The sequence below is a fragment of the Thalassospira sp. CH_XMU1448-2 genome (assembly GCF_037027285.1).
GTDB classification, from domain to species: Bacteria; Pseudomonadota; Alphaproteobacteria; order Rhodospirillales; family Thalassospiraceae; genus Thalassospira; species Thalassospira profundimaris_C.
This window is the reverse complement of the sequence record NZ_JAYMEA010000001.1, coordinates 615,534-627,703: the sequence shown is the minus strand read 5'-3', so window position 1 is coordinate 627,703 and position 12,170 is coordinate 615,534. Positions and strand designations below refer to the sequence as shown.

Below are 12,170 nucleotides of genomic sequence, written 5' to 3'. Positions count from 1 at the left end.
ACCCCCGAACAAGTCGCGGCCCTTATTTCCCGATCAGTTAATGGTTATCCGCAACGAAGTCCCATTCCCAAAGACCCTGCAGCCGCACTGATTTCAAGATCAGAACGAGGTACTTCGTGACACAGTCCCATACTATTTGATCCGGCAGCCGCAAGGATATCTGAATCACCATTCGACACGCCGCAAGCCCCGCCGCCATAGGTGAATGCCGCTGCTTCCATGCCGGAATCTTCGTTTATCCCCGCCTCCAGGGACAGAGCAATTGCCCCACCGTGGGCCATCCATGCCGCCATCGAGCTCCGGCTCACATCTTCCATCCGTTCCATGTTCACTATCCCTGAATATTGTGAATAAAAATCGCCTCAGGATTGAATATTAACAAATACAAATTGTCAACGAGTACAGATCAAACCAGAGAATTTGTTTCATTTTCAACAAACTGGTTATGGCCTGAAGTTGTGTGCCATCAATAGGAAGGAAGGCAGGCCATTGCGGACCTGCCTTCCTGATACCGGACATGTAACCGTGGGTATTGCGAACCCCGAATTCTTCATGCGTGGCACATCTCATAGCCACTACGCACGCCTTTATCAAAGGAGTGCGATTGCCGTCAAATGCAACTGTGTAGCTTGCCGAAGCTGTTACTGACCAATGCTGTAACAGGTTTGTGGTGAGCGCGTCAGCATGGCAGACTGCAATTCCTGACCCTGATCAATGCAAACAGGGAATTGCTGCGAATACTGGGCAGCCTGAATTTCATGCTCGATACAGAACGGAAAATGACCGGAATATTGTCCATTCGCCATTTCCTGATCGATGCTGTAGCAGGTCTGAGGCGAGCGCGTCAGCATAGCTGACTGCATTTCTTGGCCCTGATGATCATCGGCATTGGCAACCGGCGTCGCAATCGCACCTCCGGTTTGGGCCCAGATATCCATCGGACCTGTCGTCACGTTTTCCATACGGCTCATACTCGTGTTCCCTGTTTTTTTTCGAAAGCAGACGTGCATTTTGATTGAATGGTAATTCCGGAAATTAGTCAAATGGTTGCGGCAACTTCTGGTGATAAAACTGACAATATCCCCAACTTTGTGACGCAACAGCACACGGGATGGTTTCCTGATCACGGGGATCGATGCAACAGTCAACACATCCTGAATGGAAAAAGGCGGGCTCAAGGTGACCCGCCTTCTCTATCATTTCAAAACTGTCGGGCGCTGACTACCAGCCCTATGTGCCGGGCCTAAGACCACCGATGGTAATTGCAGCAGCTTGAAGCTCGGCTCAGTACTTGGAAGAAGACCCTCGCCCAGCCGTAAATGTCGTGGCCTAACGTTCGATGGAACAAGCTATGCGAATACCCATAGTCAGCGCAGCCGAACTCAGTTCTGCACCCAGACCCAAACAAACTGTGCCAATTGTAATGGCGGCAGCATTCATTTCCAGAGCCGGTTCGTGCGAGAAAATTGCATCAGCGGTATAGGCCACAGCATACAATCCCTCGTCGGTGGCAATCGCTGTTTCCGTCATGCCGACAATAGCACCACCCGATTGTGCCCAGGCATCAAGGGACGTTGTTGCAGCAATATTCATCTGCGTCATTTTCTGTTCTCCCAAAGGAACTCGTTAAACACAACGAGGGAAATTAGAGATTTGCAACCGAACAAAGTCAACCGGGGATTTGACTCTCACACTCCGGACAAACACCAAAACCAATACGAAAAATTTATAAATCAGCAACTTGCAGAGGGAACCTAAACAGAAGGGCAGATCAATCTGCCTGTCTTTTCTGAAATCTTTCCGCCGAAAGCACCGCCCGTAACCAGGGGGCTTCATGCGGAAAAATCCCAGTTTCAGGCTTGATGTCACGATATGGTTTCGAAACTTGGAACAAAAAAACGGGCTCAAACGAAGAGCCCGTTTTAAACGCAATTTCAGACCACGGGTCCGCTCTCAGGTATCCTGCAGGAATGGCACCAAAAGTAACGAAGTCACCTGTGTCAATTTCTGCCAGCTGCTGTTAGTTACCAGCCGCCACGGCACTGAATCGAATGGGTATATGCTGCCGACTGCAGCTCGGGCTCCCAACCGCCACCGCCGCGACACACAGCAATCGAAGGTCCTGCTGCGTTCAGTTCAGGCTCCCAGCCCCAACCGCCACCGCCGCCGCACACACCAAGCGAAGATGCTGCTGCGTTCATTTCAGGTTCCCAGCCACCACATGTAAAACCAACGGTAACCATAGCTGCATTTAATTCTGTCTCGGTTGCCGGTGCACAAACCCGGGCAAGGCTTGGCTGCGCACTTGCAAGGGTTGCGTCTGTTGAGCCGGAAATATCTGTCATCGCACCGTTGAAAGCACCACCTGACTGTGCCCAGACATCAAGTGACGTGCCCGTCGAAACTTGGTTCATGGTCATTGACCGTTCTCCCGTAGAAATTCAATAAAGTCAGCCCATTGAATTAGCTACCCGCCGCAGCCCAATGTCAATTAAAGATTTAATTGCATCTATACACATCACCCAAAGGGAACATCATGCAAGCAGAAGAACCGGCCTGACCTTTGGCGGTGAACCAATTTCCAGCAAAGCCTGTCCGATCCCCGAAAGACCCTGCATCAGACCGTGCTGAAGCATGACATCGCTGGCTGCCAATCCGATCTGCCCGCTATCAAGCCTTGAAATCCATGCCAACAGACGTTGATTAAACACCGTCTCAAGATTATCGGGGCCCAATCCCATATCCATTGCATAGGCCAGCATGGAAAAACGTCCGGCATGGCCACAACACAGATTATCGCGCCCACCGTCGGGTACCGACAATGTCGCAGCAATCGCCATATCAATTTCAGCCCGGATCATCGGATCATCAAGGATATGCAAGGTCGCCATTCTCGCAAAACCGATGCCAACTGCACCATGGCACCATTGCACCGGATCAACCCGATTTGCATCATCCCGAAGATCCGGCCAGCCTTTCAGGTCAGGATCAAACAACCCTCTTTCATAGGCCAAGCCACTGTTGGCAAGATCAAGGAAAGCTTTGTCGCCTGTCGCCTGATAAAGTTTCAAAAGAGCATAAACGACGCCCGCAGCCCCATGCGACATCCCCGCAAGTGTGGTTGATGAAACGCTTTTCCACATCGTCGGATTTTCGGGGAAATGCCGGCCACACCGGACAGCACGTTCAAGCACCCCGGAATTCCCCGTCGCATCATAAAGTGCCAACAAAACAAGGATCGCCCCGGCCGAGCCACTAATCACATCCAACGCCTTGTCTGATGCAATTGCCTGATCATCAAGCCGTGCACATAGTCGAACCGCGTCTTCAAGCAGGTCCGGCATTTCAAGAAGATCCGCACATCGCGTCAGAACATAAACAAGTCCGGCAACACCTTCGAATCCGCCGATTGCCGTGACCGGCCTTGGCATTGTTCTGGCATTTCCCAAGGCCATTTGACGCGGGGCTTCCAGTGTCGCCACGGCCAGATCGCGCCATTTCCCCACAGGATCAACACCGTAACATTCAGCAAAAAACAGTGCCTGTCCCGCTGTCCCGCCATAGAGCCCCTCATCCATGACCCGTGCTTCAAGGCCCTTGCCGTCACCGGTAATATCAGCCGTTATCCAGCTGGCACTTCCATCCATCATGATGGCCTGAGATGCCACAATATCGGCAATTTGAAATGCCTTGGTTCGGGCCACATCCTTGATGTTCTCGACCGTCTTGTCATTTTGCCAGGGACGGCGCGATGGCAGTAAAGCTTGTGAGGTTGCCAGGAAAGATTGCCGAATAATTGCCCGTTCCTGCGCAGCATTGCCGGTCACCAGATCAATACGCGTTTCGATGGTTGGCAAAACCGCCCGTTGCGTCAGTTGATCGGTCAGAAATCGGCCATCAGCCCAGATCCCATCCTGATCGGTTTTTCCGGTAAATAGCGGAACGTCCAGACGGGCCAGAGCTGTTCGTTCAGCCCCAAGCAATGCCCATCCCGGATAATTTTCCAGATCCCAGCGCGCCTTGCGACACAGCCGTTCGAAATTCAGGCTCCAGACAAACCCGTCCTGCTGGTTTTGTGGCTGGCGCGATGCCCGTTCAAGCTCCTGATAATAGGCTGTCGGGCGCAAGACATGACGGATTGTTGCCCCGGCAAAAGCGGCAAGCGGACCATCACTGGCAACCAGTTCGTCCTTGTGCGCACCCAAAAAGGCAACCGTATCATCAAAACCCGACAAAACATCGTCAAGGAAGTCGGCTATATCGGGGGCTTTGCCACCAATGGTCAGTGCGATCCCCGAAAGCAATTCTTCACGTTCGACCTGATCAAAGATCATCTGATCCTGATTGATGTGACGCAGGGTGGGAACTTTGACCATGCATGTTTGCGCCACCGCCAGTCCGCCATCGTCAATCCAGTGGCCCGCAATATTTTTACGTTTGGGTAACAGGCCGACCGCATTCACGCCCCCATCAAGGCGATGTTGTGCCAGTTCCTTGGCGTGCAAGGCGCGATCAGTCCCGTAAAACAACCGCAGTTCCGGCTGAAACAGGGTTTCAAGGTCAATAACAACCGGGCGCCCATCCGCAATCAGGAAATTTTCATGATGCATGTCACTGCCCTTAAGACAGTACATCAATGCCAGTAATTGCCCAGCCGCCCGATAGAAACCCGATCCCTGATCCTGTGAAAGATCGGCATTGGCTTTGACAAAGCCCATCCAGCCATACCCGTCGCGCGCCCAGGTCTTCGGGGCGCAAAGACGAATATCGGAACCGGCCTTTTCAAACCAGTCTGACAGCTCCTTCCATGCGCATTCTGCGTCAACCGGGCGGGGCTTATAGACAATTTTGGCATCATTTTCGAAGGTCAGGATAAGGACCGTACGACCATGATTATGCGGATCAGAAATACCCGCCGTAATTTTGGCGACCTTCCGGGCATTCGCCAGCTCAGGGAATTGTCCGGCCAATGCAGGAAGATCGTTTTCAAGCCGTTCAAGGAATTCGCGCGTTGCCCCGATCCAGTGATCCGTCACGGTTGCCAGAATCCGGATCAGAACCGGACGCGCCGCAATCAGGTTACGCAACGGACCACTGCATAACGCCGTTTTGAATGCACCATATACGCCGGTTCCCGCCGCCTGACCGGGGGCGATTCCGACCGCTTGACGATAGCTTGTGAAACTTTCGAAAAAGGCACCTTCGGCAAATTTCGACAGACGACTGACAAGCCCGAGGGTCAGGTCATCCTGTGCCTGTGATGTCAGGGGACTTGGTGCCCGGTCACCAAGCATTCTTTGCGCTTGCACCACCGCAGGCCAGATCAGATCAGCAAATGGTACTGTTTCAACGATATCGCTTGGGCATTCTGTATCCGTGCCCTGCCCGCCTGCCATCATTGCATCGAGAAACCAGATCGCCGTCGGAACCCAATCTGGTAACGCTTCGCCGTCCCTTAAACGCACATTGCCCAGAAACGGTGCAACATCACGTTCACTCAGCCCATCGCGCGCAAGCCTGCGTGTAAACAGATCATGGTCACCATTGCTGGCAAATTCACACCATCTTTTTAGATATTCAGCCTGAGTTTGATCTGTCGTGACCGACGAACCGTCCGTCATCGAATTGTCTGCAGGAACCGGAACGTATTTTCCCGACAACCTTTCATCAATCGTTGCCGCCCGTGCAACGATTGTGGTCCAAAACGGATCGGTTTCCATCAGTTCCCCTTGACCTTTACGCGATTTAACGCCCTGATAGTTCAAGCTTAAGTCCAAATGACCCGCAAGAAAAGTTTTGTGAAACATGTACTTGGTTCCGATCACAAAAGAAAACATTGAACGCTATATCGCGTTCCGCCTTGCAATCTCGGATGAGGAACAAAGGAACTATTTCGCCAGTATCGATTTGGCAGCTGTCATTTTAGCCAATGGCAATGAATACGCCTTGCAGGACGAAAGCGGACGGATCCATGCATCGGTCATCATCTCGCGAAAACCAGGCCCCGGAGATAGTCTTCTGGTACTGTTTTCGATCGAGATTGCCGAAAAGGATTCGCGGAAACTGACCGAATGTCTCCATCAGGTTTTGGAAAAAGAAAACGGCCGCCTTGCCAGTCACGACACCCGCTATCGCATCTATAACCCGCCCGAAACCGTGTATGTTAAAGCCGATATGGAAAACTGGGGATTTGCTGAAGTTCCCGGAAGTTTCCGATATGAACGTGCCCCGGGCCCCCCGCGCGCTGGCGAGTTTCCCCATGCAGATCGGGCAGTCGAAAAAGGCTATGAGACGATCCTGCTTGATGATGCCTATATCAAAAAGCATCCCGATATTTTCGAAACCCTTGCGGCCATTTTCAACCGGGCTTTCGAGAACCGGGCTTCGGTCAACCAAACCACCGCAGAGCGATTCGAAACCAACTACAACAAGGAAAATAACGGCATGATCATTGCCAAGCTTGGCGATGAAGTCACTGGCTGTATTACCTTGACCCATATGGGAAATTCGGTGCTTTCACCGCAATATTGCTGTCTGCGCCGTCATTGGGGTACGGGATCGGTTGACCTGATGTGTCGCCATCTTGCCGAGTATGTTGCGAAACGGTGGAATGTTCCGATCATTGGCTATGCCGAAGTAAACAATGCCGCGTCATGGAAGGCACTTGAACGCTTTGGCCTGACACGGGTTGAACAATATATGGTGTGGGAACGGGTCGTTGCAGCCGGTGAACGTTTCAAGATTTGATCGTCTGAACAACCCGGGAAATAGCAATTTTTCCCTTCTCCATCCCGGAAACAAGACCTTTCATATCGCCAAGATCAAGGATTTTCGCAGGCTTGAAAGGTGATCTTCTTTTTCCTCACTTTAATAATTTTTATTTTAAGTATTTGGCATAGATCAGTGCAACCATTCCCCGAATCCGCGAAATAACCTGCAACTTTTCAATTTTGTTCCGTGCATTTCACCAGAAATGCGACACATCGCCATTGGAATAGGTGCTAAATGAAGTTGTCTGATTATTCGTTCGCGTGGAAGTTGCGTGGTGTAATTATACTGGTTGCCATCGCACTGGTCGTAATGGCGGTCATTAATTTGATGTCCTTGCATGGTACCATGCTTGGCGACCGACAGGTCACACTGCGCTACACAGTGGATCAGTCGGCCAGTATTCTTGAAGATTTCGCCAAGCGCGCAAAATCTGGCGAGCTTTCAGACGACGAAGCCCGCACACGCGCCCTTGATATCATCTCTGCCCAGCGATTTGACGGCGACAATTACGTATTTGTCACCGATCTTGATGGCACGATGGTCATGCATCCGATCAATCCGAAACTTGCCGGGAAAAGTGCGGGGACAGTCAAGGACCCGACGGGCGTAACACCGGTTGCCGACCTTGCCAAAGCCGCCAAAAACCCGGACGGTGGCTTTGTTTCCTATGTCTGGCCGCATCCAAGCACCAAAAACAACGAACCCAAGCTGGCCTTTGCCAAAAAAGTTGATGGTTGGGACCTTGTTGTCGCAGCGGGCATTTATACCGATGATGTCGAAGCCGCATTCTGGTCACGGGCCCAGACCGATATCCTTACGCTGGTCGCGATGATGATCGTCATTGGTGGCCTTGGTTTTGCGGTTGAACGCAGTACGACCGAGCCAATGCGCAACATCACTGCAGCCCTGTCACGTCTGGCCGATGGTGACTTGTCAGTTGAAAACAACGCCATCGAACGCAAGGACGAGATTGGGGATCTTGCCCGCGCACTTGAAGTATTCCGCGCCAACCGTGAAGAAGCCGACCGCCTGCAGAAGCAACAGGATGCAGCAAACGCAGCCCAACTCGCTCGGGCCAAAAATGTCGATAGCCGGATTGCGCTGTTTGAACACGAAGTTGAAAGCAACCTGACCACAGTGAATGCCGCGCTTGATCAGCTGCGCAGCACGGCCACCAGCATGGCCGCACAGTCCGATCAGACCACGGCTCAGGCAGCCAATGTTGCCGCCGCAACCGAAGAAGCCGCAACCAATGTTGATACCGTGGCGTCGGCTGCCCAACAGCTTGCCGCCGCGATTGATGAAATCACCATCCAGGTTGCGCGCAGTTCCGATATTGCCCAGTCCGGTGCGAACGAGGCCGATGACGCCAGCGCCATTTTTGCCGAACTGGCCAGTGCATCGGACAAAATCGGTGAAGTCGTCGAACTGATTCAATCAATTGCTGAACAGACCAACCTGCTGGCCCTGAACGCCACCATCGAAGCAGCACGCGCGGGTGAAGCCGGCAAAGGCTTTGCGGTGGTTGCCGCCGAGGTCAAAAACCTTGCCAACCAGACAACCCGTGCAACCGAAGACATTGCCGGTCATATCAATGGCATTCAGGACAGCACCCAGGGTGCCTTGGGCGCAATCGAACATCTGTCATCGCGGATGAAAGAACTCAATGAAGTTGCGGGCGGGATTGCTGCTGCCGTAAGCCAGCAGGATGCCGCGACCGGCGAAATTGCCCGCAACGTTTCCGAGGCCGCATCTGGTACCAAGGAAGTTGCCATCAACGTGGACGGCCTGCGTCAATCAGCAGAGGATGAGCGTCATGCATCGACCGATGTTCTTACCGCATCCAACAGCCTGAGCGACAAATCACAAACGCTTCTGGTTCAAATCAAGCAGTTCCTTGAAGACATCAGGGCAGCCTGATCACCTGTGATGGCATTCAACCGGCTTAATATGAAAAGCGGTCTGAAAATCCAGACCGCTTTTCTGCTGTAATCAGAAGTCAATACCGTCCGGGCTGTCCCTGAGCTTGCACGGATTAAGGGTGAAAGCAACTCGGTACACGGGTTGGAAGCGCTGCAGAAATTTCATAATCCTGCATATCGCCTTGATCCCCACGAGCAGAAGTATCCTCAAGTGACTTGGCACCACCTGATGCCTGCCATCCCGCCAATTTCTCAGGCTCCAAAGAAGTTACGTTTTTCATCTGTTCAATCCCTAATAAACGCGGTGAGAGTGCCGCAATTGATGGATAACCAGTCAATTTTTATAATTAATGATTGATAAGTAAAGAGCGCAGAGAAATCATAAATACTCACATCACTGCAACGAACTGACGTCCGCCTTATACTGTGATTCGTGAAGGGCACCGATCTGTTGTGCAACAACGGAATGCAGCATTTACCCCGGCGAACATTATGACAAACGACCTTTCGAAACGGTGTTTCCTGATCGTGCTGTCCTTGACCTTTTGGCTGATTACCGCCCAGATATCCTGCAAGTTTGTTGTAAACAGGAACCGGAAAAACCAAGCATCATGCAGTTTGTTGCTGTCACGAAAGACAATATAACGCCTTATGTCACGTTACGTCGCGAAATCGCCGGCGAAGAAGAGCAGCAGCAGTTCCAGACGACTGATTTGGCTGCGGCCATTCTTGATAAAGGCGAGGAATATGCTCTTCTTGATGACGATGGCGTGATGCAGGCTGCTGTTTCAATCCGGAACGGAAACGCCCTCGTTAACGACCGTTGCATCATGATTTCGGTCGAAGCCAGAGACAAGACACCAAAGACAGAGTTCAGAATGCTGTGCAAAGTTCTTGCCACGACTGCACAAGATATTGTCGAATCTGACACGCTCTATCGCGTTTACGACCCGATAGGATCAGCCTTTCCAAAAACGGATATGATGGAAATAGGTTTTTGCGAAAACGTGGCGAGCTTTCGCTATGAAAGAAAACCGGGACCACCTCAGCCCGGCGAGTTTCCTCATGCCGACCGCGCGACAAGGCGTGGATACAGATCAGTCCTGATAGACGACGATTATGTCGCATCTGATCCCGATGTCTTTGAAAAGCTTGCCGATATTTATAATCGTGCCTTTTCCGGTTGCGATCTCGTGCGCCCAACAACACCGGAACGGATGCGCAAAAGTTATGACACTGAGGCCAACAAGACAATCATCGCCAAACTTGGCGATGAAGTAACAGGAAGCATTATGCTCACCAATCTGGGGAGTTATGTTCTATCCCCCCAATATTACAGCCTGCGTCGTCACTGGGGGACAGGATCGGTTGATCTGATGTGCCGACACACCGCCGAGTTTGTTGCGGAACACTGGAACCTACCCATCGTTGGATATGCCGAAGCGACAAATGCAGCATCCTGGAAAGCACTTGAACGGTTCGGACTGTCCAGGGTCGCCGAATATTGCGTCTGGGAGCGCAAGGTCCTAGCAGGAGAACGACTGACTGTCTGAACCGTTGTTACCGTCGAGGTCAAAAACCTTGCCAGCCATAGCAACGGCCTTCAGGACAGTACCCAAAGAGCCTTGGGCACAATCGAACATCTGTCATCGCGGATAAAAAACGTCATAAGGTTTCGGGTGGGAATGCCGCAACTGGCTAGATCGCCCGCAACGTAGTCGGCCTGCTTCAATCAGCAGAGGATGCGCGTCATGCAACAACCGATGTTCTCACCACATCCAACAGCCTGAGCGACAAATCACAGGCATTGCTGACCCAGATCAGGCTATTCATCCGGGCTACCTGATCGCATTGGCTCAGAGCAGGCCAAATTTGAAGGAGGGCTGATCAAGTCCGCCTTTTCCATGACTTTCACTTGACCTCGAAACCCGTTAACATCTTGATAGATAATCACTGATTCCATTTTCATCAAAAGAGTACATCCGTGACCCGTACGCTTCTTCCAGTCTCACCGGACAATGTAAAACGCTTTGCCGATCTGCGCCGGACGGTCAGCACGGAAGAAGTCCGAAATTACATGGCTACTATTGATTATGAGGCCGTCGTCCTGCGCGAAGGCACAGATTACTTCTTTGAAGATGATGCGGGACAAATGACAGCGGCCGTCTCGATTGTCCGCAACAATGACAAGACCGACACCCCGAATATTCTGATTTCGGTTGATGTGCTGCAAAAGGATCCCCGCACCCTGACTGATGCGGCTTGCGACGCCTTGCGATCTGTCGAGGACACCTACGAACAATCGACAATCATCAAACTGATCCCGCCTGAAGATGTAGCGTTTGTCGAACAGGACCTTCAGGCACTTGGTTTTGAAAAAAAAGCCAGCAACTACCGATATATTCGACCGGCAGGACCGGTAGAACCCGATCAGTTTCCCCATGCGCAACGCGCCCTGGACAAGGGATACACATCCATCATTCTTGATGATGATTTCATCAAGAAAACGCCCGATATCTTTGAACAACTCACCGACATCCATAACCGTGCTTTCGCCAGTTGGGAAACAACGGTACCGACCGCACCGGAACGCATCCGTGCCCTTTATGAAGGTGGTGCCAATGTGTTTTTCATCGGCATGCTTGGTGATGAGATCGTTGCCAATGTGGTCAGCTTGAATCTCGGTGCGCATGTTCTTTCGCCACGTCTTGCGACCTTGCGCAAGCATTGGGGCAGCGGCGTTACCGACCTTGTATCACGTCATCTGATTAACGATGCTGCCAAACGCTGGAATCTTCCGGTATTGGCCTATGTTGATGCACGTAATGCCGCATCATGGAAGGCGCTTGAACGATTTGGATTCGAGCGCGTCCATGAAACGATCCAATGGGAACGGCACATTCCAGCAGGCAACCCGTTTCGAATTTGACTGGAACGTGGCCATAAAAAAAGGCGGGCCATATCAGCCCGCCTTTTTGAATTCTGTGATCTGAGGATCAGATCGACTGGTTGATCCAGTCAACAAGTGCGCTTTTCGGCAACGCGCCGACTTTCATCGCCGCAACTTCGCCGCCCTTGAAGATCATCAGGGTCGGGATGCCACGAACACCGTATTTCGCCGGGGTGTTCGGGTTTTCGTCGATATTCACCTTGGCGATCTTGAGCTTGCCGCCCAGTTCACCGGCGATTTCATCGAGATACGGCGCAATCTGTTTACACGGACCGCACCATTCAGCCCAGAAATCGACCAATACCGGGTCGTTGGAACCCAGAACGTCGGAATCGAACGAACCGTCGGAAACTTTAATCGTGGTCATACTTTCAGATCCTAGTTGTTACGAGGCAAGGGGTATTCCCCGTTAACCTCGATCCGCTGTATGAGGCCAAGGTAGGCAGCACGAATGCAAACGTCAAGCGCATTGGGTGATCAGCGGTCATGTCACCCGCGCTATGCCTTGTGTTCTGCAGAGTCGATTA

11 protein-coding genes are annotated in these 12,170 nt (G+C 51.9%); 4 read left to right on the top strand and 7 right to left on the bottom strand.

Features of this window, described 5'->3' with window-relative positions; all coding sequences use genetic code 11:
* Positions 1-44 precede the first annotated feature (44 nt).
* The 5 genes from WA318_RS02930 to lanM form a co-directional block, all read right to left on the bottom strand.
* The gene (locus tag WA318_RS02930) at positions 45-326 is read right to left on the bottom strand and encodes a hypothetical protein (RefSeq protein WP_336079932.1); all 282 of its coding nucleotides are present in this window, start codon (positions 324-326) and stop codon (positions 45-47) included.
* 315 nt (positions 327-641) lie between these two features.
* Positions 642-971: a hypothetical protein gene (locus WA318_RS02925; protein ID WP_147251918.1), complete on the bottom strand. Its 330-nt coding sequence runs from the start codon at positions 969-971 to the stop codon at positions 642-644.
* 358 nt (positions 972-1,329) lie between these two features.
* The gene (locus tag WA318_RS02920; protein WP_114096577.1) at positions 1,330-1,602 is read right to left on the bottom strand and encodes a hypothetical protein; all 273 of its coding nucleotides are present in this window, start codon (positions 1,600-1,602) and stop codon (positions 1,330-1,332) included.
* Between the two features lie 422 nt (positions 1,603-2,024).
* On the bottom strand, positions 2,025-2,420 hold the full coding sequence (locus WA318_RS02915; protein WP_336079931.1) for a hypothetical protein: 396 nt from the start codon (positions 2,418-2,420) through the stop codon (positions 2,025-2,027).
* A gap of 114 nt (positions 2,421-2,534) precedes the next feature.
* Positions 2,535-5,720: a type 2 lanthipeptide synthetase LanM gene (lanM, locus tag WA318_RS02910; protein WP_336079930.1), complete on the bottom strand. Its 3,186-nt coding sequence runs from the start codon at positions 5,718-5,720 to the stop codon at positions 2,535-2,537.
* A 91-nt stretch (positions 5,721-5,811) separates the two neighbouring features.
* Here lanM and WA318_RS02905 point away from each other — a divergent pair, with 91 nt between their 5' ends.
* Positions 5,812-6,747: a GNAT family N-acetyltransferase gene (locus tag WA318_RS02905; RefSeq protein WP_336079929.1), complete on the top strand. Its 936-nt coding sequence runs from the start codon at positions 5,812-5,814 to the stop codon at positions 6,745-6,747.
* 258 nt (positions 6,748-7,005) lie between these two features.
* Positions 7,006-8,691: a methyl-accepting chemotaxis protein gene (locus tag WA318_RS02900; protein ID WP_336079928.1), complete on the top strand. Its 1,686-nt coding sequence runs from the start codon at positions 7,006-7,008 to the stop codon at positions 8,689-8,691.
* Between the two features lie 115 nt (positions 8,692-8,806).
* On the opposite strand, the gene WA318_RS02895 is transcribed toward WA318_RS02900, so the two are convergent.
* Positions 8,807-8,974: a hypothetical protein gene (locus tag WA318_RS02895; protein WP_336079927.1), complete on the bottom strand. Its 168-nt coding sequence runs from the start codon at positions 8,972-8,974 to the stop codon at positions 8,807-8,809.
* Positions 8,975-9,304: 330 nt separating this feature from the next.
* On the opposite strand from WA318_RS02895, the gene WA318_RS02890 reads away from it, so the two are divergent.
* Positions 9,305-10,246 carry a hypothetical protein gene (locus WA318_RS02890; RefSeq protein WP_336079926.1) on the top strand — a complete coding sequence of 314 codons (942 nt, stop codon included), beginning with the start codon at positions 9,305-9,307 and terminating at the stop codon, positions 10,244-10,246.
* 431 nt (positions 10,247-10,677) lie between these two features.
* A complete protein-coding gene (locus WA318_RS02885) occupies positions 10,678-11,622 on the top strand; it encodes a GNAT family N-acetyltransferase (RefSeq protein WP_336079925.1) in 945 nt (314 codons plus the stop codon).
* 67 nt (positions 11,623-11,689) lie between these two features.
* On the opposite strand, the gene trxA is transcribed toward WA318_RS02885, so the two are convergent.
* Positions 11,690-12,010, bottom strand: a complete 321-nt coding sequence (gene trxA / locus WA318_RS02880; protein WP_101246499.1) for a thioredoxin TrxA — start codon at positions 12,008-12,010, stop codon at positions 11,690-11,692.
* Between the last annotated feature and the right edge of the window lie 160 nt (positions 12,011-12,170).